The following is a 25,893-nucleotide window of genomic DNA, read 5'->3' as shown; positions in this document are numbered from 1 at the left end:
AACTATTCTCCTCTGTAACTGCAACGCTCACCGCATTCTTGGTTCTTGGAGAAACACCTATGCCCGAACCAACGGTAGAAGAAACGCGCCGAGCGCCCTCGGATTTGCAGCCCCGAGAAGACGGAATCGATTTGCAGCCAATCTTGGGACTCAATGCCCGCTTTGAATCATTTGTGCATCATTCGATCGTTGTCGCCATAGGTGTTTGGATCTTGGCGACGGTCATAGCTGTCGGATGGTACATCTATAACTATCCACAGTATTTCACGAGGGTCTATTTCAAGCATGCCGCTGCCACCATAGCCATTCCATTGGCCACCCTTTTGTCGGCGAGCCTGGTTGTTTTGTTCCGACATGTCGGAGGACCAATCGAGCTTGACGCCTTCGGCATCAAATTCAAGGGGGCTGCTGCACCGATTGTATTTTGGCTTCTCATATTTGCAGTCCATATTTTCGCGCTCACACAATGTTGGAATTTGCAAAATTAGCGGCGGTAGGTCAGCAAATCAACTGCGGCAAGCCGCAAACACACCTTCTATCGGCGCCCTGGAGCAACAATTTCATTCACAGCGCGGCCTGCTCTCTTTGCCTGTTTCGTTAGAAGGAAACCATCAATTTCTTTGAGGCAAAGTTCCATAGACTGTTTTTGGGTAGGTAGATTTGCAAAGGCTGCTAAAGAACTGGAAAAACAAGATTACTGCAGTCCAAAAGACTTGACAAAATGACCTAAACCCTGGCAATTAGGGCTTCCATTTTTGGAGTTTACTCGCGAATCATCAATCAATCAACCTGGAGAATAATGGAAATGAATGCGATCTTGGACATTGCGATTGGCTTGATTTTCGTCTACATCATCCTTAGCCTTCTCGCTTCACAGATTCAGGAACTGATAGCAGCGGCACTGCAGTGGAGGGCCAACCATTTGAAATACTATATTCAGGCTCTTCTGTCTGGAAAGTCTGGTGTCAAGCCTCAGGAGATTTCTGATGCGGAAGGCTTGGTCAAACAACTCTATGATAACCCGCTGATCAAGACTTTGAATTTTGAATCGCGGGGCTGGCCCGCTGAACTAGTGCGCAAATTTACCGGGAGTGGGCCTTCTTACATACAGGGAACAACTTTTGCCAGAGCTTTACTGGCTGAAATCCAGACGCTTGATCGAGCGGAGGATACAACTTTAGATCTGGAAAAATTCAAAAATGGACTCAAAAATTCTGTTCTCCCCAAGAATTTGAAAATAGTCATTGAGGAAATCGTCGCAAGGGCCGAGGAAGAGATTGACGACGCAAGTGTAAAACTGAAGAAAATAGAAGAAGGAGTGGAAGATTGGTTCAATCAGGCGATGGAACGCGTCAGCGGTGTCTACCGAAGGAATGCTAGAGGATTTGCCATTTTTCTGGGAGTACTTATAGCTATCCTGCTGAATGTGGACACCCTGTACATTGTCAAAGTTCTAAATGCCGATCAGGCCGTTCGCAGTGCGCTGGTTGCTTCCGCAGACGCTTTAAATACGCAGTGCCTTGAGGAAAACGAATCTGGAAAATTGGATTGCTTTAAGCAGACTGATGCGCAGTTTTTCGAGGCGGCAAGGATTTCTACGCTCATCGGGTGGTGCGATACCAGAAAAGAATGTAAATTTCCGAGTAAATTTGGAGAATGGCAAGGATATCCGGGATGGATTCTAACTGGCCTTGCCCTATCCATGGGAGCAAGTTTCTGGTTCGATCTGTTGGGCAAGGTTGTCAATGTTCGCAATGCGGGCCGAATACCCGATGAAAGCACTGATACCGAATCTAGATGAAGCGGCACGGTGGACGGGAGAGTGGGTGGGACGGCTTGGCCGAAGTTCAAGGCTCCAGCACCAGCACGGCGCGGGTCGCCGATTCGACCGCCTTCCGTTCATAGCGCATCGGCACATAGGCCAGCCGCCGCCAGCGCTCTAGATAGGCCGCGTAGTCGCCGCTCAAGAAGTGCCCCGACTGGCCGGTGGTGTGGATGAAGCGGGAAGCTTCAAGCGCACCAAAATCGACGATCTGCCGGTAGGAGACGCCGACGAACTGGTTGTACGGTTCTTTGCGGTTGACCGGAGCGACGTTGACCGTGAAGCTGTCGCCGTCGTTTCCGATGCTGCGACTAAACAGCGGCTTGAGCGTCTCGACTTTGTCGAAGGGTGCGTGGGCGAAGACGGCCCGGTGCACCCGATCCCACCGCCAGTCGGCCGGATTGTCGCTGCCCTGGCGACGGGCCATATCATCGAGACCCGCCGCCAGGGCGCGCTTTAAGATCTCCCGGCAATCTTCGGGCGGACGGGTGGCCGCATCGTCGCACCAACCGCCCTCCCCGGCCAGGGCGCCGGGAAGCACTTTGCCCAGCATGCCGCCCAGGCGCAGATACTTGCCGGCCAGATCCGCCCCCAATTCGTCGGCAAACAGCGCCTCGGGAATGCGCTGGTGCCAGGCCCAGAATACGGCGGCGGCGGCGCTGTCGCCGGTGAGTCTGCCGTCCCAACCGCGCAACAGGGCGATGGCCTGCCGCGAGCGCGCGTCGGAGCCCTCGACGCGCAACAGCAGCGGCAACAGCCTGCGCGCGTAAGTCGACTGCACATCCCCCTGCAGATCGGCCATGTCCCGGGCCGTCAGCTTGCGGGCTGCAGCCAACCGCTCGACGATGCGCTCGGCCCGGTAAGGAGGTGCCCAGTTGGTGCTGAGTACGTAGGGATAGCCGCCGGAGACCGCCCGGTTGTTGGCGGTGGCGACGAAACCCCGGGGCGGATTATAGGTGTGGGGCAAGGCGCCGAAGGGAATGTAGCCCCGCCAGGCATACCGGTCGTCCCCACCGGGGACCGGGGCGGTCCCGTCGCCGGAGGAGCGCACCGGCACCGCCCCGGCGGCGTAGTAGCCGATGTTGCCCGCTCTGTCGGCGTAGACGAAGTTCTGCATCGGGGCGTGAAAGTTGGCCAGGGCGCGGGTGAAATCTCGCCAGTCCGAGGCGGTGTTGACCCCCAGATAGGCTTCGATGGTGTGGTCCTCCGGGTCGAGGGCGGCCCAACGCAGGGCGAGCGGTTGCGCCGTCCCCTTGACGACATCGCTGATCAGCGGGCCGTGGCGGGTGATGCGCACCGCGATCGGCACGGCCGGCTTCCCTTTGACTTTGATCACTTCGCGGATTACCGTGAGCGGTCGCTGGCGACCATTGGCCCGGTAATGGCGCCCATCAGGGTCGAGTTGTTCGATAAACAGATCCTGGACGTCCGCTTCGAGGTTGGTCACCCCCCAGGCGATGCGGCCGTTGTGGCCGATCGGAAAGCCGGGCAAGCCCGGGAGGGTAGCGCCGATGGCATTGAAATTTCCCCCTTCGACGTGGGCCAGGTACCAGACCGAGGGGATCTGATGGCCCAGGTGCGGGTCGCTGGCAAGCATCGGTTTGCCGGAGGCGGTGCGGCTGCCTGCCACCACCCAGTTGTTGCTGCCGACCGCGAGCGATTCGCCGCCCAAAAGCGTGTGTATCTTCTCCGACAGCGCGAGCAAAGCCCCCGGGCGCAACGCCGCAGGAACGGGAGACGGGACCGCAGCGGCGGCATTTTGCCCTTTGCCGGGCAGAATGACGGGGCCGTCGGCGGTGTAGGCAGGCAGCAAACGGGCGGCCCGCTCGGGGCCGAGTCGGGCGGCAAGTTCGCTTCTTAAAATTTCATCGCTCCAGTTGCCCCCCAGATTGAGCGCCATGATCTTCGACCAGACCACGACATCCTCGGGCTTCCAGGGCTCCGGCTCGAAGCCCAACAGGGCAAATTCCACCGGCAACTGCCGGCCGCGGTGGGTGGCGATAAAGGCGTTGATCCCGGCGGTGTAGGCTTCGATGAGCCGGCGGGTGGCCGGTCGGGTGCGCTGCCAGGCACTCTTGGCCGCCCGGCCGGTTCCGACCGTGCGCAAAAACCGGTCGGTTTCAAGGGCCGCTTCCCCCAGCACCTCGGCGAGGCGGCCGTGGCCGATGCGGCGCTGGTATTCCATTTGCCAGAGCCGATCCTGGGCGTGGACGTAGCCCAGGCCAAACAGGGCGTCCGCTTCGCTGCGGGCGCGGATATGGGGCACGGCGTCGGTGTCGCGCCGGATCTCGACCGGGGCTTTGATCCCGGCCAGGCGCACGCGGCCCGCGGTCAGAGGCAGGCTGCCCGCCAGCCAATAGTAGACACCGGCTACCGCTGCGCCGGCCAATACCAGCAAGCCCAGCGAGGCTCTCAGCAAGATCTGGCGCCAGAGAACAGATTTCATCGGGACGGGCGGGAGCAGGCCACGATAAATTGTAGGGCCGCTTCAGCCAAAGTCCGAAAGGCCAAATAGACCGCCACGCGCCGTCAGATCCCGGCGCGCGGCTTCCCCCAGACCGAGCCCCGCCCCAAAGCGGCAGCCGCTCACCGTCGCCCCGGTCCAGACCGTTTCGGCGAGTGTGGCGCCGCGCAGGTCCGCGCCGCCCAAATTGGCGTCTTCCAGACGGGCGAAGAGCAAGTTCGCCCGCACCAGCCCACAGCCGCGCAGGTCCGCGCCGCTCAGATCGCCGCGGATCCAGTTGATCTCGGCCAAATCCAGCCCCGAAAGTTCCACTCCGCGCAGGTCCGGAAATTTTACCCGCTCAGGGTGGCGCAAAAATCGTGAGACACAGACGATATTTGCCTCGCTCGAACTCATCGGCACCAGAAAGCTTGAGTAGCGGTTCAGGCCCAATGCTTTAAGCACCCGGCGGCGTTCCTCAGGGGCCAGTTCGAGAAAGGCGGCGGCGCGCGCCGGGGCGCTCGGCAGGTGTTGCATAGCTCCAGCCTACCAGGGTGACCGGAGGCTCAGCGGTTGCGGGTAGAACCGAGGGCCATGGCGAGCGAGCCCGTCACCACCAGCACCGCCCCGAACACTCCGAAGCTCGTCAGTACGTCCGGCTTGATGAGCCCCGGCCACAGTTGGGCGAAGCCCCAATCGGCTGCCAGGGTGACCAGGGGGGTGAGCGCCAGGACCGCGCTCACCCGCGACGCTTCCCAGTGCTCGAGCGCCTCGGCAAACGCGCCGTAGGCCACCAGAGTATTGAGGGCACAAAATACCAGCGCGGCGGTGTGCAGGGTGTCCAGACCCAACAGGACAGCGGGCTCGGAAAAGGGTGTAAACAGCAGCGCGCAGCCGCCGTAGAGCATCAGCATGATCCCCGCCGAAGGCAGCACCCGCAACAGCTGCTTCTGGGCCAGGGCATAAATCGCCCAACTGCCGGCTCCCGCCAGGATAAAGGCGCTGCCCGTCAGGTAGGCACCCGGGCCGCTGAGCAACCCCTGCAACTGCTCGCGAAAAAAGAGCGCGAAGCCCGCCACCAGCACCCCCATACCTGTCCACTGCAACGGCGAGTAGCGCTCTTTGAAGATGACGAGCGCCCCCAGGCTCAACAGCACCGGGGCGAGCTGGATGAGCACCTGGGCATTGGCCGCGGTCGTCAGAGACAGCCCTTCAAGGTACAGCCAGTAGTTGCCCCCCAAAAATACGGCCGCCGCCGCCAGAAGCCCCCAACTGGCGGCGGTGAGCTTCCCCAAAGGCGGCAACCGGCGGCGCACGGCCAGAAACCCCAACAGCAATCCGCCCGCCGCCGTAAAGCGCGCCCAGGTAAGCGTGTACACATCGATCGCCTGCAGGGCGATACTCAAAGCAATCGGCAGTATCCCCCAGAGGAACATCGTAAGCAGGGCCAGGGCCAATCCCAACTGCCAGCGCCCGGTGCTGCGGTGCATAGACATCGAAGCGGCGTCCGCAAGACGGCCCTCCCAGTCTAGCCCCCGGCCGGCCGCCGCCCTTAGCCCATCTTCAAGCATTCTGCCAGTCCCACAAGGCGCAAATCCAGACTGCGCACCTGATCCCCGCGCCCGACGCTTAAAAATACTTTGATGTTCAGGCTGAACATTCGGACTATATTTGGAATAGGACGGGCTGACGTTATTCCTGTCTGCAGCCGGTTCGTTGTGGGAACGCTTAAAAATCGGTTTGGCTCCGATGGGTCTACTCCGAATCGGATAGAGGCTCTGCAAAATCTATCGTTGTTTCAGTTGTTTTTGCGACTGCAGTACAAAGATTTTGCTGTTCGATTCGGTGGTTCGGTGGAGTGGCCGTCGCGCCTTGGGTCAATTTGGGAGGATTTTCATGCTGCAGGTTGAGCGACACGATTCCCAGCGCCGGTTGCATCGCGATCGGGCTCTGGTGTTGCGCTTGGGTGAGGTGGGCCTTGCCGACATCGACAAAGTCGGGGGCAAGAACGCCTCTTTGGGTGAGCTGCTCCGCCAGTTGAGCGCCGAGGGCATTCGTGTGCCGGAAGGATTTGCCGTCACCGCCTTTGCCTATCGCGAATTTATTGCCCACAACGGCCTGGAAGCCAAGTTGCGCGCCCTGTTTGCGGGTCTGGACACGGAGGATATCGAACAGTTGCGCCGTGTGGGCGAGCAGGCGCGCGGGCTGGTGCTCGCCTCGTCTCTGCCGGAGCGTTTGCAGGAGCGCATCCGGGAAGGCTATGGCGAGCTGTGCGGGCGTTACGGGGCGGACACCGACGTGGCGGTGCGCTCCAGCGCCACCGCCGAGGATTTGCCCGAGGCGAGTTTTGCCGGTCAGCAGGAGACCTATCTGGGAGTGCAGGGCGAGGAGGCAGTACTCGAAGCCTGCAAGCGCTGTTACGCATCGCTGTTTACCGACCGGGCCATCTCCTACCGGCAGTTGATGGGATTCGATCACTTCGAAGTGGCCCTTTCGGTGTGCATCCAGAAGATGGTCCGATCGGACCTGGCGGGTGCCGGGGTGATGTTTTCAATTGACCCGGAGACGGGGTTTGCGAACGTTGTGCACATCGCCGCCGGTTGGGGCCTGGGCGAACTGGTGGTGCAGGGTGCTGTCAACCCGGATGAGTACGTCGTCTTCAAGCCGACGCTGGAGCGAGGATTTTTTCCCATCCTCGCCAAGCGCCCCGGCAGCAAGGAGCGCAAGCTCGTCTACAGCGAGACCGGTCCGATCACCGTCGAGACCTCCCCCGCCGAGCGGTCGGGTTTTGTGCTCGAAGAGGCCGAAATTCTCGAACTGGCCCGGTGGGCGGTGCTCATTGAGCGGCACTACAGCCGGGTGCGCGGGGTGAACACCCCGATGGATATCGAATGGGCCAAAGATGGCCGCACGGGGGAGCTGTTCATCGTGCAGGCCCGTCCCGAGACGGTGCAGTCGCACAAAAGCGCCCAGACCCTGGTGCACTGGCGCCTGAAGGGCAGTGCCCCGGTGCTCGCCACGGGCCGCGCGGTCGGGGAGGGCGTCGGCCAGGGCCGCGCCCGGGTGATCCGCGATCCGAGTCAGCTCGAAGCTTTCGAAAAAGGCGAAGTGCTGGTCACCGACCGCACCGACCCGGACTGGGAACCGATCATGAAAAAGGCGGGCGCCATCGTCACCAACCAGGGCGGACGCACCTGCCACGCCGCGATCATCGCCCGCGAACTGGGCATCCCGGCCATCGTCGGCACCGGGGAGGCCACCCGCCGCATCGAGACCGGCGACCCGGTCACCGTCGCCTGCTGCGAGGGCGAGGAGGGTCGGGTCTACGCCGGGGAAGTACCCTACGAGCGCACGGAGGTCGCCATCGACGCCCTGCCCCGGCCGCACACCCGGATACTGCTCAACGTCGGCAACCCGGCGGAAGCCTTTCGCCTCGCCGCCATTCCCAACGACGGCGTCGGTCTGGCACGGCTGGAATTTATCATCGCCAACCACATCCAGGTGCATCCGTTGGCGCTGTTGCACTTCGAGCAACTCCCCGAGGGCGACGAAAAAGCGCGCCTGAGCGCCCTCACCGAGGGCTATCCCGACCGGGCCGAGTACTTCGTCGAACACCTGGCGCGGGGGGTGGCGACCATCGCCGCCGCCTTTTATCCCCAGCCGGTGATCGTGCGTCTGTCGGATTTTAAGTCCAACGAGTACGCGAACTTGTTGGGCGGGCGGCACTTCGAGCCGCTCGAAGAAAACCCGATGCTGGGCTGGCGGGGCGCCTCGCGCTACTACGACGAGCGCTACCGCGCCGCCTTTGCCCTCGAATGCCGCGCCCTGAGATGGGTGCGCGACCAGATGGGGTTTACCAACGTCGTGGTGATGGTGCCTTTTTGCCGTACCCCCGAAGAAGGCCGCCGGGTGATTGCCGAGATGGCGAGCCACGGCCTGGTGCGCGGTGAAAACGGCCTGGAAGTCTACGTGATGTGCGAATTGCCGAGCAACGTCGTCCTTGCGGGCGAATTTGCCCAGGTCTTCGACGGATTTTCGATCGGCTCGAACGACCTCACGCAACTCACCCTTGGTCTCGACCGCGACTCGGCCGGGGTGGCGGGCCTGTTCGACGAGCGCCACCCGGCGGTCAGGAAGATGGTGGCGATGGCCATCGAGGGCGCCCATGCCGCCAGGCGCAAAATCGGCATCTGCGGCCAGGCTCCGAGCGACTACCCCGAATTTGCCCGTTTCTTAGTGGAACGGGGCATCGACTCGCTGAGCCTCAATCCCGACGCCGCCCTCAAGACGCGGCTTCTGGTGGCCCGTGTCGAGGAGGAACTCTCCCGGCCGTCCTGACCGGGTGCGCAACCGCGCTCCCGGGAGGATACTGGCGCCTGGAACCGCCCTTTGTCGTTACAGGATGGATCCTATGCAAAAAATCCTGGCTGCCTTCGATTCGAGCGAGACGGGTTTCGCCGTCTTTCGCGAGGCGCTCGATTTGGCCCGCGCCACCGGCGCCCGCCTCTTGCTGATGCACGTGCTCTCAAACGACGAAGAAGGCAGCCCCTCGCTGCCCATCACCTTCGCTTCCCAACTGTATCCGTCGCTGGACGATGAACCGCTCAAGCAGTATCTGGAGCACTGGAAAGCCTTCGAGCGGCGCGGTCTGGAGCTGCTCAACGAACGGCAGGTGCAGGCGGAAGCCCAGGGGGTGACCGTCGAAACCCACCAGGCCTCCGGCAATCCGGGCCGCAAGATCTGCGATCTCGCCCGCGCCCAGCAGGTGGATCTCATCGTCCTCGGCCGCCGGGGCCGCTCCACCCTCAGCGAAGTGCTGCTCGGTTCGGTCAGCCACTACGTACTCCACCACGCCCCCTGCTCGGTCTATGTCGTCCACCGCAAAGCCCGCGCCCGCGCCGCCGCCGCCGAAACGCTCCAGAACGCAACGAATTAACACGAATCGTTGCCCAGAGTAAAGTTTTGAATCGTTTTTATCCTGGAGTGTTTCAGTATGGTGTTTGACATTGCAAGTACGTAACCCGTCCGGACGGGTCATTGAGGTGGCCATGCCTTCCAGCCGTTCTCGCCGTCAGGGTCCCGGTCCCGGGGGGGGAGCTTTTTTCGATCTGGATAACCCGCTGCACCTGGTCAAGGTGCAGACCCTCTGTCCGCGCTGCGGCCAGACTTGCACCTGGTACCGGCTCGGCGACCGTCTCTGGGAGTTGTGCCCCGGCCACGGTTCGGCAAGAAGCCTGCGGGGTGCCTGAAGTTTTCAGGTGGCGCGCACTACCCATTTGAACTTGAAGGGCGCAAAGCGCCCGGATTCCTTCGGCTTGCCGGTGAGTACCAGCGTGTAGGGGCCTGCCTGGGGAAAAGTGACGTCGGCGAGCAGGCGGTCTTTGCTGCCCACCTCCCCCTCCACTCTGCCCTCGCGCAGCCTCGGGACGACGATCGCTTTGCCGACGGCGGCTTTGCCCTTGTAAATGCTCAAGCCGCACTCACACTCCGCAAGGCGCACCGGCTCGCCGCCGCGCTTGACCAGACCGAACCAGGCAATCGTCTCCACCCCGGCCTGGGGGCTGTCGTCGGGCTGGATGTGCATCAAGGCCCCCACCTGCTTGTTGGCCTTCAGTTCGTGGGTCTGCCCGGTTGCAGCCATTGCCAGGAGGAGCATCAGCGCTGGGATCCAGAGTCTATGTTTGTTCACGGGTTTACCTTGGCTTCGGGGGAGGAATTCGGCGCCTTCGAGATCACTCCGCAGGCGATGCGCTGATTGGGGTCGGCGACATCGTGAATCAGCAGCGCCGTTCCTTCGCTTTGCAACAAAAAGTTGCGGCCGGGGGTGAGGCGCACCTCGGCATTCAGAATTTCGGCTTTGCCGCTGCCGTCGCTGCCGACGACCAGATCCGGCAGATCCCCGGCCATCGCGGCGTGCATGGCTCCATGGTTATGGGGAATGCTCGACGCCATCGACCCGGCACTGTGAGCGTGATTCATACTCAATGCAGTGGCACCTTTCGCACCATGGCTGTGGGGCGTGCCGGAGGTCGGCGCCATCTTCGCATCGCCCAGGTGGGGACCGGCGGACTTGAAGGCGGGCGGTTCGCACTTGCCGACGGCGTGGATGTGCATGGCGTGCTTGCCCGGCTGTAGTCCCTGCACCTGGATATTGACCAGAACGCCTTCCGGTTGCTGGCGGAAGGTGGCTGTGCCCACCACCTGCCCATTGAGATCTTTGATTGCAGAGACAGCCGCCGGTTGCTCGCCGGCCAGGGCCGGTGCGGCCAGCAACCAGCCAACTGCTCCCAGGGCGAATAGATGCTTACTCATCGATGCTTCCTCGCTGCCATTGCAGCCTGACGACTCTAGGCTAAAGCCGGAGACTTTCGAGCGGCAAACGACCACCTGTCAAACTGCTCCCGCGGCCGGGCGCCAAATCCCTCGAAAACCTCAGACCTGTCCGCATTCTGGCCAGCACCTAATGCCGCCGGTCGCCATTGAACTGAAAGATTTAAGCTGAGGGGCGGGTTTGACACGATGTCTTTTGCACTCGCTTCACAACGGTCCTACGATAAAAATCGAAATCAGTCATTCCGCGAGCTGTACATGAAACAACTTGTCGGCGGTTTATTGTTGAGCGCTGTGGGTATTGTCTTTGCCGCATCATCGCTGCAAGCCGCAGCCGATCTCGCCCAGGGTGAGAAAGTGTTCAAAGCCAATTGCGCCATGTGCCATGCGGGGGGACGCAACACGGTCAACCCGGCTAAAACCTTGAAGATCGAAGATCTCAAGAAGTACAAGATGGACACGGCCGCTGCCATTTCGGCACAGCTTTACAACGGCAAGGGTGCAATGCCTGCGTTCGGAAAAAATGGAAAGTTAAAGCAGGATCAAATCGATAGTGTCACCGCCTACGTGCTCGATCAGGCGAACAAAGGCTGGAAAAAGTAGCAGCCGTTCGGGCGGTTTGCACGAAGCGATAGGTTCTCGACAGCAGGATTATGCGTGGACAATGGGTCGCCGGAAAGCCGATGTTGTGGTCGTCTTTTCTAAAGGCCCATTTTTTTGGCGACACTCCAGCAGTTTGACTGCCCGTCTTTTGACAGCCCTGCCCGCCATCCACGACAGTGGCTGCTGGCTTTCGCGGTACCAATCATGAGCCTACTGTCTGATCAGCCTCCAGCCCTGCCTGCGCGGGACCACCTGCTGACGCGTCGAGCCCTGCTCGGGGCGGTTGCCCTGAGCGCCCTTGGCACCACCGCGGGCGAGGCGGCGGCCCCCGCGATGCCCAATCCGGGCAAGCAGCCGACGCGGATTGCCATGCTCGTCTATCCGGGCTTCACGTTGCTCGACCTGGTCGGTCCCCATACGGTCTTCACCGGGATGATGCACACCGACATCCAGCTGGTCTGGAAGTCGAAGTCCCCCGTCGAGAGCGACACCGGCATCACGATCCAGTCGACCGCCACCTTCGATGAATGCCCGGACGACCTTGATATTCTCTTTGCCCCCGGTGGATCGCTGCCGACGGTGGAACTCATGGACGACGCGCACGTCACCGACTTTTTGGCGCGCAAGGGCGAACGCGCCCGCTGGGTGACCAGCGTGTGTACCGGATCGCTGTTGTTGGGGGCCGCCGGTTTGCTCAAGGGCTACCGGGCGACTTCCCACTGGGTGGTGCGCGATGTGCTTGCGGAAATGGGCGCGCGACCGGTGGAAGCGCGGGTGGTCGAAGACCGTAACCGGATCACCGCCGGTGGGGTCACGGCCGGCATCGATTTTGGCCTGCGCCTCGCTGCGAAGCTGCGCGGGGAAGAATACGCGAAGGCGCTCCAGTTAGCCTACGAGTACGACCCCGAACCGCCCTTTGCTGCCGGGTCACCGCGCAAAGCGGGCGAGCAGGTGACCCGATTCGTCCGCGACTTTTACGCCTCCTACACGACCCAGGCCAGAGCCGCCGCGCAGCGGGCGCAAATTCGCCTGGCCAGAGAAACGGTCAAATAGTTCCTTCGCAGAGAACGCCGCACGATGCAACCGAGATTGCTCACCGGAAGTCTGGCGCTGGCGCTGGCCGTCGCCATCCGACTCGATTGGCCCGCTTACCCTCAGCCCGCTGCCGAGCCGGGTGCAGCCCAACTCGGACCGGTGCTGAGACCCACCGCTCCGTCGGCCGACCCGACCGCGCCTACCGATCTTGAGCCGGTGTTTGTAACAGGCGAGCGCAGCTACCGGATCGAAGATGCCGGCACGGCCACCAAGCTCGATCTGCCCCTGCGGGACATTCCCCAGTCGATCCAGGTTATCCCCCGCCAGGTGATCGAAGATCGGCAGGTGCTGCGCATCAACGAACTGGCGGACAACGTCGCAGGTGTGCAGCAGTTCACCGGTTTTGGGGGCGTTTCGACGCCCAGCTTTCAAGTGCGGGGTTTCAACTTGTTCGGGGAGCACCTGCGCAACGGCTTTCGCGACTTTGGCCTGATTAGTCCACGGGAGATGGCGAATGTCGAGCGCGTCGAATTTCTCAAAGGACCGGCAGCGGTGCTCTACGGCTCTAGCGGCGGCTTCGGCGCCGGTACGGGTCTGATCAACGTCGTCACCAAAAAGCCCCTGGCCGCTGCGCGCACCGGGGCGGAACTGGTCTTCGGCAACTACAGCCTTTACCGGGGAACGCTTGATCTCGGCGGACCGCTCACGGCCAACGCTTCGCTGTCGTACCGCCTCAACGCCGCCTACGAGAACGACGCCGGGTTCAAAGATTTTGGCCAAAGCGAGAGCGTCTTTGTCGCCCCGGCGCTCGCCTGGAAGATTGACGAGCGCACGGATTTGAGCCTGGAATACGAGTACCAGCGCTTCAACAACCGATTCCAACAGGCTTTCCCGCTCGAAGTCGAGTTTTTGGATTTGCCCCCCAACCGATTTTTGGGCGAGCCCGCCTTTGATCAGGGCAAGACCGATTCCAACGCGCTCACCGCCGTGCTCGAACACCGCTTCGCCGAGGGGTGGAAGTTTCGGCAGGGCTTTAATATGACCCTGGTCAAATACGACAACCGCCAAACCTTTCCGTTTTTTCTGCTGCCGGATAGGCGCACGCTCCCCCGTCTACCGCTGCTGGATAACGAAGGAAACGAAAATTACTCCTTGCAAAACGAGATTTTTGGCAAGTTCTCCACCGGCTCGATCCAGCACAATGTGCTGTTCGGTGTCGAGTTGTCCCGCTACCGCTACCGCTCCGACGTGTTTGCCGCTCCGACGTTCGACGCCATCGACATCTACAACCCGGTCTACGGCGATTTGCCGACGGAATTTGTTCCGTTTTCCCTCTCCGAGACCGGCTCCGACAATATCGGCGTCTACTTGCAAGATTTTGTCGAGTTCACCCCAAATCTGAAGTTGCTCGCGGGCGTGCGCTACGACTATGTCGATTCGCTCATCCGTGACCGACTGAGCGGTTTGCTCGAAAATCAGCAATTTTTGAACAACCTCTCGCCGCGGGCCGGGCTCGTTTGGCAGCCAGGGGATACAACCTCGCTGTACTTCAGCTATTCAACCGCTTTTGTTCCGCAATTCAACACCCGTACTCGCGGGAACACCCAGTTGCAGCCCACCACCGGCCGCCAGTTCGAATTCGGCGTCAAGCAAGATCTCATTCCCGGCCAACTCTCGGCCAACCTGGCGTTCTTCGACATCACCCGCCAGAATGTGGTGCGCGCCGACCTGGAAAATCCCCTGTTCGGTGTGCAGACCGGTGAGCAAAAAAGCCGCGGTATCGAACTGGACATCACCGGTCGGATCTTGCCCGGCTGGAATGTGATTGCCACCTGCGCCCTGACCGACGCCTACGTCAGCCGCGACGATATCGTCCCGGTAGGCGACCGGCTATTCAACACGCCGGTCAACCGGGCGACATTGTGGACGACGTACTTCTTCGCGCGCGAATCGAGCCTGGCGGGTCTGGGTTTGGGTTTAGGGCTCTACTACGCCAGTGAAAAAGAAGCTTCTCTGCCCAATTCGTTTACCATCCCCGCCGTACTGAGGGCCGATGCAGCCATATACTATGCCTTCAGCAACTACCGGCTCGTGGTCAATTTCAAGAACCTCACCAGCGCCAGAGACTACACGACCGAAGGGCTCGGCCTTTACCCGAACCCGCCGCTGACGGTGCTGGGCACGCTATCGCTCCAGTTTTGAGGCACAAATACGGTGTGCAGCCCCAGCAACCCTCCAGCCCACGGGGGATTGCCACCCGGCAAAGCATTTGTTATTATGCCGACAATTCTTGCCTTGCCTGAACTGTGGACATCAATGCCAATGGACAGGATGATGCCAGCCTCGCAGAATCGGCAGGGTTTGAGAACTCCTATCCGCCAGAGGAACCAGGCACGGGCGATAGCGAGCTATTGGCAGCCGCTGCCGACCTCAGCGACACCCACGGGGAGGACAATTTTGGTGGCTTGAGCATCGACAGCCCGCAAGCAGACAACGCCGACCAAGCGAGCGACGGCACCGCCTTCGGCACAACGACCATCCCGCAGCGGTGGGACAGCCAGGGCTGGGATCACTCCGACCTCAGCGTCCATCCGGAACCACAACCTTATCCCTGGAGCGAGCCGCACCGGGCCGAGCCGGCTTTTGAGGACCCGGTGGCCGATGCTTTTGCCGAGGGAGCAACCTTTGCTGCCGACGATGACAACGCAGATTTCTGGGCGGAGGCGTCTTACGGCGGTGAGCCATTGACCCAGGAGACCACAGCGGTCTCAAGCGCCTGGGAAGCGAATGCTTTGTCGTGGGAGAACACCGGGGAGGGGACATCACCTCAAACCAGCATCGCTGGGGGTGAAGATCTGTTGGCTCTCGCTGCTTTCCCGGTTGGTGGGGTGTCGGAGACGCCACTGGGCTTCGACAACGATGAAAACGACAGTGACGACTCGGCTACCTGGGAAGCATTTTCAGAGTGGGCCGCCACCGACAAGACCGATATGGCCGGTCAGGACTTCTGGTCGGCCGACAGTGTCCCTATCGACGCGCAGGACGGTTTTGGCGATGAGAGTCCGCAGGTTTTGCAGGCCCAACTGAGTGTCGAGGTGGATTCCACCGATACCGGGGAGTTGGCGAGTACCGAAGAAGCGTCAGTCACGGAGTGGTTCGCTGACTTGGGCAAAGCGGGCTTATCCGGCCTGGGTTTGGTGCAGGAATTGACCTACCCGATTTGGAAGCAGTTTGAGGAGCCGCAGGGCAAACCCAAAAACTTCAACCTGTCGTTTCGGGACATATCCGGTTTTCCAGAACCGACCGGCCAGGCTTACATCAATCGGATAGATTCCTTGACCGGCAATCCGACCAAGTGGAAAGGTCTGCGGTTGGACTTTGGGCCATTTCCGGATCAGGACTCGGTCAGCGGAAGCATCAAACGAGACCCGCTCACCGGCGAGAAAATGTACAAAGTCGGCTGGCACTGGAATCAAGAAGGTTCTAAAAATGCTTTCGGTATCAAAAATCATGCAGAAATCAAAGCTGGGACCTTCGCAGAAACCCTCGGCCGCACCCTGGAGAAGGCGAAACCGCTCGGCCGAGCGGCACTGGTGGGTGGGGTGTTCCTCGATGCCTGGGCGATGGGCAGTGCAATCCACACCGGTCTGCACAGCGGCGAGTGGGACCCTGCCGTCGTCGAAGGAGCCCGCATAACAGGCGGGTGGGCAGGCGGCTGGGCCGCGGCGCAGGTAGGCGGCGGTCTGGGCGCCACCCTCGGCACCACGATGCTGCCCGGTGTAGGTACGATCGTCGGAGGAGCCTTGGGCGGTCTGGCAGGGGGAGCGGTGGGGTATTTGGGCGGTTCAGCACTGGGGCAGAGCGCAGCAGAACGAGCTACAGGCTCTCCACGGCCACAACCCTAGCCAAGGAGGCGTAGAGAGATGTTTATTGTCGACTATTTCAGGGACATCTTTCGGGACTTGTACCTGGCTTGGCAGCACGACCGAGACGCCGCCGCCCAGGACAAACAAACGGTGCACAACGCCCAGGAGTTGCTGGAGCGCTACGCCCGGGGCGAGCGCTATTTCGTTTTGGCCGATCTAGAAAAAGAAGACTTGCGCAACGTGGAGTTGCCGGGTGCTCATTTCATCCGTGCGTTCCTCAAAGGAGCGGACCTGCGCGGCGCGAACCTGATCGGGGCGACCTTCGACCACTACACCGATCTCGAAGGAATGCTCATCGACGAGAAGACGCAGCTGGACCCCAAATGGCGCACGGTTTGGGAGCTTGTCAACCTGCCGCCGGTCACAGGCCGGCAACTGCCGGGAGCAGATCTATCCAGCACCCAGCTGACGGGGGTCCATTTGCAGCGGGCCAACCTGGCGGGGACCGATCTTTCGGGGGCCTGTTTGGATGAAGCGAAATTGCAGGAAGCGAATCTGGAAGGAGCTATCCTGCGTGAGGCACGTTTTGTCAGTGCCAATTTGCGGGGAGTAAACCTCAGAGGAGCGGATTGCCAAGAGGCCAAACTATTTGACGCCAACCTGTGCGATACCGATTTGCGCGAAGCCAACCTCTCCAAGGCGAACTTGATCGAAGCTGTACTGGTCGGCGCCGATCTGCGCGGGGCGGACCTGCGCGGGGCGAACCTGGACAGTGCGAACTGCAAGGGTGCAAATCTGGAAGGGGCGAATCTGGAAGGGGCGAATCTGGCGCAGGTGTTGCTGGCAGGGGCCACGATGCCCGACGGGAGCATCCATCCTTGAACGCCCGGAACACCCGCAGGTCACGGTTGCCAAGAGTCGGGCGGCAGCACAGGCGGGCGACGGTTTTGGAATAGGGCGTGCAGCCCCAGCAAGCCTGCAGCCCACAGGGCATTGGTGAGGAAGATACCGCCGACGATGGCCGGGGTGAAGCTTTCCAGTCCGCCGAGTGCCAGGCTCGCAAGCAAGATCAGCCCTTCATAGATGCAGAAGCCCACCACCGTCACCCAGGCGGCGGTAGGCACCTCCAGCCGCTGCAACCCGCCGCGCCAGGAGACTGCCCGGGAAGCCACCAGCGTCACGGCGACGGCTCCCAAACCCAAAATGAAACCCCAGGCGAAGGACTGCGGGGTGCGCGGGTAGGCGTGCAGTGTGTAGCCCAGGAGTTGATTGGCCAGCCAGACCGCCCCAATCACCCGCAGCGCCACAGAGCGCGGCAGCGTCAGGCCGGCTGTGACGCCCAAGCCCACCAGCGGCACGGTGCAGGTATAGAAAAGGCTGCTGCCGCACCCGAGGCCCACCAGCAGCGTCGGCCACTGCCGGGAGAGCCTGGCGAGCGGAAAGTTTGCACTCGGCGCGGCCGGTTTCGGATGTGTGAGAGTCATAGCTGCTCCTTGGAATGGTGATCAACGTGTTGGACACAGGGATAGCGGTGCTCGGCGAGCGTTTGCCCCCGGCCGAGGTGTTCTTGGACGATGCGTCCGGCCACCGCCGGGGTGACGCGGGTGTACCAGGTGTCATCGCCGGAGTGGTAGACGACTGGACCGAGTTTGCACACCTGCAGGCAGGGCGCTTCGATCACCGCGACGGGCGATCCCGCCTCGGCCAGCGCCGCGCGCAGCGCCTCGGCCACCGGCTGCCAGCGGCGCGACGGGTTGCAGCGGCTGGAGGTGCACACCGCCAGATAGGGGCGCGTCAGGGGATTATCTTCAAACGGAATCGGACGGGTTCCAAGCACGTAGATGGCACGCAACTCGTCGTAGAGACCGAGTTTTTCGAAGCGGGCCTTACCCTCCGGCAGCAGGTCGTCGTCCTCACCCAGATAAGGATTGGGTAAAAAGATACTCATCAGTTTTTCGCCCCAGCCATTCCAGAACTGGATGCCCCAGCCTTTGGGTTCGCCCCCGGGATCGACAAAGCGGTAGAAGGCCGCCCGGCTCAGTTGCCGCCGCTCGCTCAACTCGGGTGGGGTCTTGCGCTCCGGGCCGCCGAGGCAGGGTGCCACGCACAGATGGATATGCCACGACTCACTGATGACGGTCAGGTAACCGTCGTAGAGTACGCACAACTTGGGAGATGCAGGCATTTCCAGCTCGAAGACGCCCCCTTCGACGACGTAGCCCAGTTGGACTTCCCGCCAGCGCTCCTGAAAGAGTGTGTACAGCAGCGGTCCGACCACATCGAGGCGGCTGTCGAAGTCTTCGTACTCGTGCGTCCAGCCGGAAGGCTGGCTTTCGTAGGTCGTGCGTCCCAGCGGTTGGACGCGGCGTTCAAATGCGGTGCTCATCGTCGCTCCTCAAATCGTCCAGCTCAAGCCGGTGCGAAAGTTGATCCCCACGCCCGGATAGCCCGGGTAGACCTGGTACTGCTGGTTGAATAGGTTGTTCACTTGGGCGTTAAAGTTCAAGTTGTCGGTGAGCGGCAAGCGCAGCTTCAAGTCGGTGGTCGTGTAACCGCCCAGGGCTTCGGTGTTGGCGTTGTCGGTGAAAAACCGGCCGACGCTGTGCACAAACAGACCCGCGAACCAGCCTCCTGTTGACTCGTAGGCGAGCGAGGCGTTGAAGCTGTCAGCCCCACGAAAGCTCAATTCCTTGCCCACGTAGGCCGGGTTGGCATCAGCGAGGATGCGCGGTTCGGTGCCTGTGAAATTGACTGAGAGGTACCACGAAGGCGCCAGTCGCACCTCGATGCTCGCCTCGATGCCGGTGCTGCGTACCAGGCCGAGGTTGGCGTAGGAACCCGAGGTGGGGCCTGTAAAAGTAAAGGCGATGGTATCTGCCACGGTGTTGGCGAAGTAGGTGAGGCGCACCAGGGCGGCCTCGCCGATTTTTTGATCGATGCCGATGTCGTAGCTGTCGCCCTGCTCGGGTCTGAGGTCCGGGTTGCCGTCGACGGTGAAAAAGCCCCGCAACTTGAAATAGAGATCCGACAGCAGCGGCGCGCGGAAGCTGCGGGCGTAATTGGCCCGCAATGCCATGTCCTCGCCCACCTGCCAGCGCACCCCGGCACTGGGAGAAGTGAACGAGCCTTTGGCCAGGCCGCTGATGTCCTGGCGCAGCCCGAGGTTGAGCTTGAGATCTTCGCCCAGGGCGATTTCGTCGCGCACGAAGAGCGCTCCCTGGCCCACCTGGCCGTCGTAGTTGATGTTGGTGGCAGCCAGCGGATAGAGGTACGTCGAGTTGAAGGCCGAGACGGTGCGGTAATCCAGACCGTAGGTGAGGTGGTGCTCGGGGCTCACCCGCCAGGTGTGCTGCACTTGCGCCCCCCAGGAGCGGCGGCGGATCTCGTCGCGCGAACCCTGGCTTAGCGGTGCGTCGTAGCGGTAGTTGAGAAAATCGGCAAAGAGTCTCGCGGTGAGCAGCGAATCTTCGCCCAGCCCGAGCTTGGCACGCAGACCCAGATCCGCAAGCCAGTTGTTGGTGAACTGGCGGGTGTCGGTGGTGAGGGTGTTGAACTGGCCGACACTGCCCGGTATCGGGATAGGCACCCCGCCCGGCACCCCCAGGTCTTTGTTTTGCGAAAGGACGCTTGCACTGAGTGCCGTCCGTTCGCTTAGATCCGCTTCCAGCCGGGCGCTGAAGTTGTTATAAGTAACGTCGGCGTTCTCGCGCGTCCCGGCATAACCCACCGAGGCGATCTCGAAGGGAAAGTTGTTGTTCGCCTGCAGGCGGTTGTAGTCGACGCGCCAACCGACCGCCCCGCTGCGACCGCTGGTCTGCAGGCTTTGCTCGTTGAGAGCGAAGCTGCCCGCAGAGGCTTTGAGGGTCGTGCTCGGCCGCTCGGATGGGGCGCGGCTGACGATGTTGATCACTCCTCCCACCGCGTCGGAGCCGTAGAGGGTCGAACCGCCGCCGGGCACCACCTCGACACGCTCCACCGTATCGGTGGTCAATTCCGACAGGTCGTAGCCGCCGAAGAAGCCCAGGTCGTTGAGCGGTCTGCCGTCGAGCAGCACGAGCACCTGGGAACTGTTGGAGCCGCGGATGAACTGGGAGCTGAGGGTTCCCAGTTGCGTGCCGGCGGTGCCGTCGCTAAGAATTCCGGGCAGGTAACGGAGCGCCTCCTGCACCGTGCGTGCCCCCTGCGCTTCGATCTGCCGGCGGGTGATCACGTAGGCGGGACGGCTCGCTTCTTTGAGCGTCCCTTCGCGGCGAAACGGGGCATAAAGCGGTTGGTTGAGCCGGGTATCGGCGAAGCCTTCGAGTGGCCTGGGCGCCCCCGGTACCTCCTGGGCCAACAGATCCTTTGCCCCCGGGGCGGCCTGGGGACGAAAATCCTGCACACGTTCCGCCCCGGCCGGCCATGTCAATAGCCAGACTGCCAGGGGCACCAAGACAATGCCACGCACAAAAATACTCCTTCCCCGTGCGACGCGGGTCGAGTGGAATGCGGCTTTTGTGGGACGGGCATTCTGACTGAGGCTTGCTCTCAAGCCATCACAGCTGCGGCACAGCGCCGGACTCGCACCGGACTTTCCCCTTTCAGCCCGGGCTGATCCCCCGGGCTCCCAAAGCCATTCGATTGTGCTGTAAGCATACACCAGGTCGCGACCCCGGCCGACAATCGACAATTGTACGTCTTATTGCGCTGTTGTTTAAGAATTCTTCCTCCGGGACAAAGGCTGGACGGCTGCAGCAAAGCTGCAAGCCGGAGATCGGGTGCAGGTGGCCGGCGGCAAGTGACGTCAAAGACGTCAACTCGTTCTATACGTCTTACGTGCCAGGGCCAGTTGGCCCGGAGCTGTTCTACCTTTCGCTCGGCTTCAAACCAAACGGCGAGATCGAGGATGGAGAGACAATCGTCGTGTATCCATTGCACGAGAATGAGCCCTAAATCCCCGCTCCAGCGGAGAGACAATGTTCTACGGCTTCGGTTGTAGGTTGTGAAAGTGTTTTGAAAAGCAATGGTTGAGTGTTCAGGATTACGTTATCTTGATTAGGAGCATCTTTGGTGTGTTGCCACAATCACTAATCATGGAAGTTCGAGCCGAAAAGCCAGAAGATGTAGAAGCTGTTCGCAGACTCAATGTTGCGGCATTTGGGCGAGAGAGTGAGGCAAACTTAGTCGATCAGTTGCGAGGCGTTGCGTCTACATTTTCCTTCGTTGCTGTTGAATCCGAGCAAATTGTTGGACACATTTTCTTTAGTCCAGTTGCGATCGCAGGAGAATGTGCTGCTAATTTACTTGTTCTTGGATTGGCGCCAGTGGCAGTGCTTCCTGACTATCAGCGAAAAGGAATCGGGTCATTGCTGATTCAGCATGGTTTAGCAGAGTGCGCTCGGTTCGGTTTCAAAGCTGTTGTTGTGCTGGGTTCTCCAGCATACTATCTGCGATTCGAGTTTACTCCAGCTAAGGAGAAGGGATTGGGGTGTGAGTACGCAGTGCCGGATGAGACATTTATGGTGTTGGAGTTGGAAAGTGGTGCATTGGAGGGCTGTGTTGGAATAATAAAGTATCATTCAGAGTTTAATGAACTTGCGTAGTGAGCGCCGTAGAACAATTCTGTTGGAGCGGAAAACAGAGACTCTGCGATTCGTTCAAAGGTTGTTCGTCGACGTTCAACAAACCCGTTGGGCTGATGCACATCTCGGTGGCAACGCTAGAGCAAAGCCATTTGTTGGGATCAAGGATTAAGTTGCTGTGAGGTCATCTGAAAGACGTTGCTTGAAGGGTGTTGGTGAAGCAATTATGATTAAAGTAAGGCTATCTGGAAAAAGGCCACTGAACAGTTAGTGAAGCTTACATAATGATATTTGAAACGCAGAGGTTGGTTTTGAAACCGATTTTGGAGAGTGAACTTAGCACACTCCATAGGATTTTCACTGATTCACATGTGAGGAGATATTTGTGTGACGAAGAAATCTTTTCTTTGCAACAGGTTGAGGAGATGCTCAAACAGAGTAAAAAGCACTTTGAAGAAGAAAGATTTGGCCTTTGGTTTATCAAGTTAAATAGTGAGAGTGAAGCCATTGGATTTATTGGTTTGTGGTATTTCTTTGACGAAGAACAGCCTCAATTAATCTATGCCCTGCTGCCTAAGGCGCTCAAAAAAGGCTACGCTACTGAAGCCGCAGCCAAAATCTTGGAATATTGTTTTGATGAACTTGGTTATGAGTATGTTGTAGCAAGCTGCGATCAGCGAAACCTTGGGTCGCAAAAAGTAGCGCAAAGACTCGGAATGAGGAAGATGGCAGAAAAAATTGTGCGTGGGAGTCCTATATTGTTCTTTAGAATTGAAAAGTCGTAAACGTGAGGTCAGGGCCAAAGCCTGAACGCTGATTTTTCAAGGCCAATGCAACTTATCGCATCAACCCATCGGGTCGGCAATTGCTCCTGCAAATAGCAGCGTTCCGGTGCGGTTGTCCTGGATGGCAAAGAAAAACGGGCGATCAACCACCATCCGAAAAGGTGGTGTGGCGACGGCGGAGGTGCGCGCCACGATCACGCCGGTGGCCGCCGCCGCCTCGGTGCCTTCCTCGTTAACATCGACGAAGGTCTTGTGGATCACCTCGGAAATCAAAGCCGGCTCGCGAACCATTCGCGTGAAGTCGGCCCGGCCGGTAAAAGCAATACCCATGCCCAGGGCGCTCAGAGTTTGTTTGAGTTGCGCTTCATAGCGCACCTGAAAGCGGGGCAGGACCAGTTCTCCGGGCCGACGGGCAAAGGTACGCGGACCCAGCCATTGCTGCCAGTTCTCGGCGGTCAATTGCCGGTAAAAAGCCGCCGGGTCCGCCTTGGGCAAAAAGACGTACATTCCCAGAAAATCGTCTTTGTAGGGCAGCCGCACCGCCTGGAATTCGTCGGTTTCGTAGTAATCGAAGCGGCCCTGCTTCGCCATCAGCGGATGGTTCTTCTGCCAGCCGCTCCCGAGCTTGAACGGTCGCTCGCGGGTGGCGGATTTTTCGAACGCCTCCTGCCAGTCCGCCTTGAAGTAGACCGCGTTCATCAGCACCACCAGCGCGTCGCGCAACGCTCCTGGAGAGACGATCTGATCGATTTTGTTCTCGGTTTTTTCGGCCACCCAGCGGTTGATGCGCTCGGCGGAGCGCGGCTCGGCAAAATTCAGTGCTTCCACCTGTGCCTGAAAGTACTGCTCGGCGGTACGGATAAAGGCCGGTTGCAGGGTAATGCCTTTTTGGGACCAAAGCGAGTTGGCGATCAGGACTCTGGAGGTTTTGGGCGTTTTTTGCAGGGCAGTGGCAAGGTCCGCCGAACCCTGGTTGATGGCGTCTTCGTCCAGTCCATCAAGGGCAAGGGTTTGCGCCATGGCGGTGCGGGTGGAGCCGCCTGCGCCGTTGTAGGCCATGGTGAGCGCCAGGGCGATGCTCAAGGGAGAAATCACGACGTTCTGGTCGGCGGCTTTGTTGTGCAGGGCCGCAAAAAGCTGCAAACCAAAACGGGTCTGCGCGTCGCTGAGCATCTTCACGGCCGACTTCTCCTGGGCACCGGCCCGCAGCACACCCGAACCGAATAGAGCCAAAGCCAATCCCCACCGCAGCAGGGTCGAGCGCCGGAAAGGCCGGCCTGGAGCATCGTTTTTCATTGAACCGAACAGGGGGAGAACTTATTCGACCCATTCAGTTTGACGATTGTTCCAGTTCCGGCCGCTAGTACAGCGCCTTGCAACTGCCCTGGGAGCGCAGTTTTTCGATAACCCGGGTGTAGGCGGCCCGGTCGGTGTAACCTTGCTCGACCTTGCCTGCGTCGTTGATGGTGAAGTAGGGCGTCGTGATCTTTTCGCAGTTTTTGGCCAGATCCAGGTCTACGAACACCGTCACTTCGTCGATACCCGCCGCCTTGCGCTCCTTGAGGGCGTATTGTTTGACTGCATCGACGATCTGCGCGTCGGTGGCCTTGGCGGGTACGCTCGCGTAGACCAGTTGCCGTGATTTGCTCGTGGTGCTCACACTGCGCGAGCGCAGCACGGTGATTGGCATCTCGGCGGCGAGGGCTAGCCCACTTGTTGCCAGCATCAATGCCGCCACCCCGAGCGCTTGTGTTCGATAAATGGACATCTGCTTCCTTTCAAACGGACCAAGGCAATTTTATCGCTGGAGTCAGCCTCTGCGTGAACTGGCACGATGCTTGCGGGCGGATGGCACGGATTAAAAATAAGCCTTCTAAATTGCAATAGTTTCTGCATATCTACAACTCTGATACCACGGAAACTCCAGTGTCCATGCATATTTTTCGTTGGACCAACATAAGTAACATCAAGGTTTTCTTTAAACACTGGAGATGAAAGTCATGTCTACTACATCGCATAAAGCTGCTTACCTTCAGCAAGTAATCAAAGTTCTGGGCTTCGCCTCACTTGCTCTTTCTTGCAAAGTTGTACAGCAGCCTGTATATGCTCAATCCCCTGACCCAAGGGTTCCTGAGTTTTGCAGTCAAGTAGGAACTGACAATAAGCTAAAAAATCAATGCGACGACTTACGTCGCAAAGAAATTGAATATCTATCTCAACAGTTTGACGCAGCAATTTCTGCACAGAACAAACCGATTCTCCCCACTTCTGGAAAGGATGTTAAAGCTCTTGAAGGCAAAACCGAGATAGAAGGGAATGCTGGACAAATCGAAGCGACTATCCTTGCCTACAGCTCGATGGAATTGATTGCCCAAGCTATCCGAAAACAAATAAAGGAACGAGCCAGCGACGTCAAGACCCTGATTATCGAAGACCCAGATGTAGTTAAATCACTCTCTAACTACGAATTGCTCAGGGAAATTGGTTCAAGTCTCATAGCTGCATACGCTAATATCTTCGACTCCCCACTTGTTCCAGATAAAATGATCGAGAAATCTTTTGATGAAATGGGCAAGGGATCTAAAAAGCGCTTATATAAGAAATCTTTTGAGGGAGGAGTTGATCTCGACTTACCACTCTCGATAGCAAGCTCGACCATTCGGGCAGTCGCTGATATTTTTTCATTATTTAAACAAGATATCACCATCAAGCCCACTAACATAAGCCTGGAGGACAATGCGCGGGAGGCTCTTATCTCGCAACTCGCTGCTGATTTTCAACAATGCAATGAAAGCAGATGTACTAACGTGTATCATCCTTCTTTGCTGCTGCTTGATCTTACACATTATCGCGAAGAATTTTCTGACAAAGAAAAAATGAGCAAGAATCATTTGGACAGAATATTGAGAGATTTCGTAATTCTACTTGCTTACAAGCAAATGGCTGACTCAAAGATAACCGAGTTAAAGGATAATTCGGATCTAGAAAGCAAACAGCTTGTCCGAAAACTAACGGATCTCGGCGCTTCAACCAATATTTTTCTGAGTGGCTTGGGTTCAACGGAATTCGCCATTTATTCCTTGGCTAAAGGAGCAAAAATCGAAGATCTTCTGAAAGATGAAGGCACTTACTTGCTTCGACTCAATGTAATTAACTCGGGCGGAAGTACGCAAGCAAAACAAAACTTATTCTTTACCAGCGATCCCGCATATAACGGTGGAGTGGCTGTAACTTATATGCTCTTTGCACGGGATGGTTCAATCCGTCTGAGTGACACGCTGTATAAAACAAGTGGTTATTTGCATGTAACCAGTGAAACAACCAATATCTATCGAGCTCGCAAATTCAATGCCGAAAGACCAATGCCGACCGCCGCACAAACTAAAGAAACGGAACCGGTCTCTCAAATTCCATAACAGGCGGCTCTAGGCATCTAAGCAGTAGATTG

At 59.3% G+C, this 25,893-nt stretch carries 23 protein-coding genes and 1 riboswitch; of the genes, 13 read left to right on the top strand and 10 right to left on the bottom strand.

What is annotated here, in order from left to right:
* The first annotated feature begins 59 nt into the window (after positions 1-59).
* Both GLL_RS10300 and GLL_RS10295 read left to right on the top strand, forming a co-directional pair.
* On the top strand, positions 60-488 hold the full coding sequence (locus GLL_RS10300; RefSeq protein ID WP_164928907.1) for a hypothetical protein: 429 nt from the start codon (positions 60-62) through the stop codon (positions 486-488).
* 311 nt (positions 489-799) lie between these two features.
* Positions 800-1,801 (top strand): hypothetical protein, encoded by a 1,002-nt coding sequence (locus tag GLL_RS10295; protein WP_011141987.1) that lies wholly within the window; start codon positions 800-802, stop codon positions 1,799-1,801.
* A 46-nt stretch (positions 1,802-1,847) separates the two neighbouring features.
* Here GLL_RS10295 and GLL_RS10290 read toward each other — a convergent pair whose 3' ends face one another.
* The 3 genes from GLL_RS10290 to GLL_RS10280 are packed head-to-tail and all read right to left on the bottom strand — an operon-like array spanning position 1,848 to position 5,755.
* On the bottom strand, positions 1,848-4,268 hold the full coding sequence (locus GLL_RS10290) for a penicillin acylase family protein (protein WP_011141986.1): 2,421 nt from the start codon (positions 4,266-4,268) through the stop codon (positions 1,848-1,850).
* Between the two features lie 42 nt (positions 4,269-4,310).
* Positions 4,311-4,802: a pentapeptide repeat-containing protein gene (locus GLL_RS10285; protein WP_011141985.1), complete on the bottom strand. Its 492-nt coding sequence runs from the start codon at positions 4,800-4,802 to the stop codon at positions 4,311-4,313.
* A gap of 29 nt (positions 4,803-4,831) precedes the next feature.
* On the bottom strand, positions 4,832-5,755 hold the full coding sequence (locus GLL_RS10280) for a DMT family transporter (protein WP_011141984.1): 924 nt from the start codon (positions 5,753-5,755) through the stop codon (positions 4,832-4,834).
* 406 nt (positions 5,756-6,161) lie between these two features.
* Here GLL_RS10280 and ppsA point away from each other — a divergent pair, with 406 nt between their 5' ends.
* From ppsA to GLL_RS10265, 3 genes are all read left to right on the top strand, one after another.
* Positions 6,162-8,603 carry a phosphoenolpyruvate synthase gene (gene ppsA, locus GLL_RS10275; protein ID WP_011141983.1) on the top strand — a complete coding sequence of 814 codons (2,442 nt, stop codon included), beginning with the start codon at positions 6,162-6,164 and terminating at the stop codon, positions 8,601-8,603.
* Between the two features lie 73 nt (positions 8,604-8,676).
* The gene (locus GLL_RS10270; RefSeq protein ID WP_164928905.1) at positions 8,677-9,201 is read left to right on the top strand and encodes a universal stress protein; all 525 of its coding nucleotides are present in this window, start codon (positions 8,677-8,679) and stop codon (positions 9,199-9,201) included.
* A 70-nt stretch (positions 9,202-9,271) separates the two neighbouring features.
* The gene (locus GLL_RS10265; protein ID WP_164928904.1) at positions 9,272-9,514 is read left to right on the top strand and encodes a hypothetical protein; all 243 of its coding nucleotides are present in this window, start codon (positions 9,272-9,274) and stop codon (positions 9,512-9,514) included.
* A gap of 5 nt (positions 9,515-9,519) precedes the next feature.
* Here GLL_RS10265 and GLL_RS10260 read toward each other — a convergent pair whose 3' ends face one another.
* A complete protein-coding gene (locus tag GLL_RS10260) occupies positions 9,520-9,921 on the bottom strand; it encodes a hypothetical protein (protein WP_164928903.1) in 402 nt (133 codons plus the stop codon).
* A 29-nt stretch (positions 9,922-9,950) separates the two neighbouring features.
* Positions 9,951-10,577, bottom strand: coding sequence for a superoxide dismutase family protein (locus GLL_RS10255; RefSeq protein ID WP_164928902.1), 627 nt, complete (start codon positions 10,575-10,577; stop codon positions 9,951-9,953).
* Between the two features lie 276 nt (positions 10,578-10,853).
* On the opposite strand from GLL_RS10255, the gene GLL_RS10250 reads away from it, so the two are divergent.
* From GLL_RS10250 to GLL_RS10230, 5 genes are all read left to right on the top strand, one after another.
* On the top strand, positions 10,854-11,198 hold the full coding sequence (locus GLL_RS10250) for a c-type cytochrome (protein WP_011141978.1): 345 nt from the start codon (positions 10,854-10,856) through the stop codon (positions 11,196-11,198).
* 204 nt (positions 11,199-11,402) lie between these two features.
* The gene (locus tag GLL_RS10245) at positions 11,403-12,251 is read left to right on the top strand and encodes a DJ-1/PfpI family protein (RefSeq protein WP_011141977.1); all 849 of its coding nucleotides are present in this window, start codon (positions 11,403-11,405) and stop codon (positions 12,249-12,251) included.
* A 24-nt stretch (positions 12,252-12,275) separates the two neighbouring features.
* The gene (locus GLL_RS10240; protein WP_011141976.1) at positions 12,276-14,435 is read left to right on the top strand and encodes a TonB-dependent siderophore receptor; all 2,160 of its coding nucleotides are present in this window, start codon (positions 12,276-12,278) and stop codon (positions 14,433-14,435) included.
* A gap of 104 nt (positions 14,436-14,539) precedes the next feature.
* Complete coding sequence (locus tag GLL_RS10235; RefSeq protein WP_011141975.1) at positions 14,540-16,138, top strand: hypothetical protein; 1,599 nt, start codon at positions 14,540-14,542, stop codon at positions 16,136-16,138.
* A gap of 18 nt (positions 16,139-16,156) precedes the next feature.
* Complete coding sequence (locus GLL_RS10230) at positions 16,157-16,981, top strand: pentapeptide repeat-containing protein (protein ID WP_011141974.1); 825 nt, start codon at positions 16,157-16,159, stop codon at positions 16,979-16,981.
* Positions 16,982-17,001: 20 nt separating this feature from the next.
* Here GLL_RS10230 and GLL_RS10225 read toward each other — a convergent pair whose 3' ends face one another.
* Genes GLL_RS10225 through GLL_RS10215 form a run of 3 tightly spaced genes read right to left on the bottom strand, consistent with a single transcriptional unit; the run spans position 17,002 to position 20,546 of the window.
* On the bottom strand, positions 17,002-17,583 hold the full coding sequence (locus GLL_RS10225) for a hypothetical protein (RefSeq protein WP_011141973.1): 582 nt from the start codon (positions 17,581-17,583) through the stop codon (positions 17,002-17,004).
* Positions 17,580-18,485, bottom strand: coding sequence for a (2Fe-2S) ferredoxin domain-containing protein (locus GLL_RS10220; RefSeq protein WP_011141972.1), 906 nt, complete (start codon positions 18,483-18,485; stop codon positions 17,580-17,582). Before GLL_RS10220 ends, GLL_RS10225 begins: the two co-directional genes overlap by 4 nt.
* A 9-nt stretch (positions 18,486-18,494) precedes the next feature.
* The gene (locus GLL_RS10215) at positions 18,495-20,546 is read right to left on the bottom strand and encodes a TonB-dependent receptor (protein ID WP_164928901.1); all 2,052 of its coding nucleotides are present in this window, start codon (positions 20,544-20,546) and stop codon (positions 18,495-18,497) included.
* Positions 20,547-20,581: 35 nt separating this feature from the next.
* Positions 20,582-20,724, bottom strand: a riboswitch (cobalamin riboswitch).
* A 447-nt stretch (positions 20,725-21,171) separates the two neighbouring features.
* Here GLL_RS10215 and GLL_RS10210 point away from each other — a divergent pair.
* Positions 21,172-21,681, top strand: a complete 510-nt coding sequence (locus tag GLL_RS10210; RefSeq protein ID WP_011141970.1) for a GNAT family N-acetyltransferase — start codon at positions 21,172-21,174, stop codon at positions 21,679-21,681.
* Between the two features lie 263 nt (positions 21,682-21,944).
* Positions 21,945-22,445, top strand: coding sequence for a GNAT family N-acetyltransferase (locus tag GLL_RS10205; RefSeq protein ID WP_011141969.1), 501 nt, complete (start codon positions 21,945-21,947; stop codon positions 22,443-22,445).
* Between the two features lie 60 nt (positions 22,446-22,505).
* Here GLL_RS10205 and GLL_RS10200 read toward each other — a convergent pair whose 3' ends face one another.
* Together GLL_RS10200 and GLL_RS10195 are read right to left on the bottom strand one after the other, a co-directional pair.
* Positions 22,506-23,741, bottom strand: coding sequence for a serpin family protein (locus tag GLL_RS10200; RefSeq protein ID WP_011141968.1), 1,236 nt, complete (start codon positions 23,739-23,741; stop codon positions 22,506-22,508).
* 64 nt (positions 23,742-23,805) lie between these two features.
* Positions 23,806-24,213, bottom strand: a complete 408-nt coding sequence (locus GLL_RS10195; RefSeq protein WP_011141967.1) for a hypothetical protein — start codon at positions 24,211-24,213, stop codon at positions 23,806-23,808.
* 232 nt (positions 24,214-24,445) lie between these two features.
* On the opposite strand from GLL_RS10195, the gene GLL_RS10190 reads away from it, so the two are divergent.
* Entirely contained in the window at positions 24,446-25,861 is a 1,416-nt protein-coding gene (locus GLL_RS10190) for a hypothetical protein (RefSeq protein ID WP_164928900.1), read from the top strand.
* Positions 25,862-25,893: the final 32 nt, after the last annotated feature.

This window comes from Gloeobacter violaceus PCC 7421, assembly GCF_000011385.1.
GTDB classification, from domain to species: domain Bacteria; phylum Cyanobacteriota; class Cyanobacteriia; order Gloeobacterales; family Gloeobacteraceae; genus Gloeobacter; species Gloeobacter violaceus.
The sequence above is the reverse complement of the archived record's forward strand: the minus strand, read 5'-3'. Positions and strand labels throughout refer to the sequence as shown.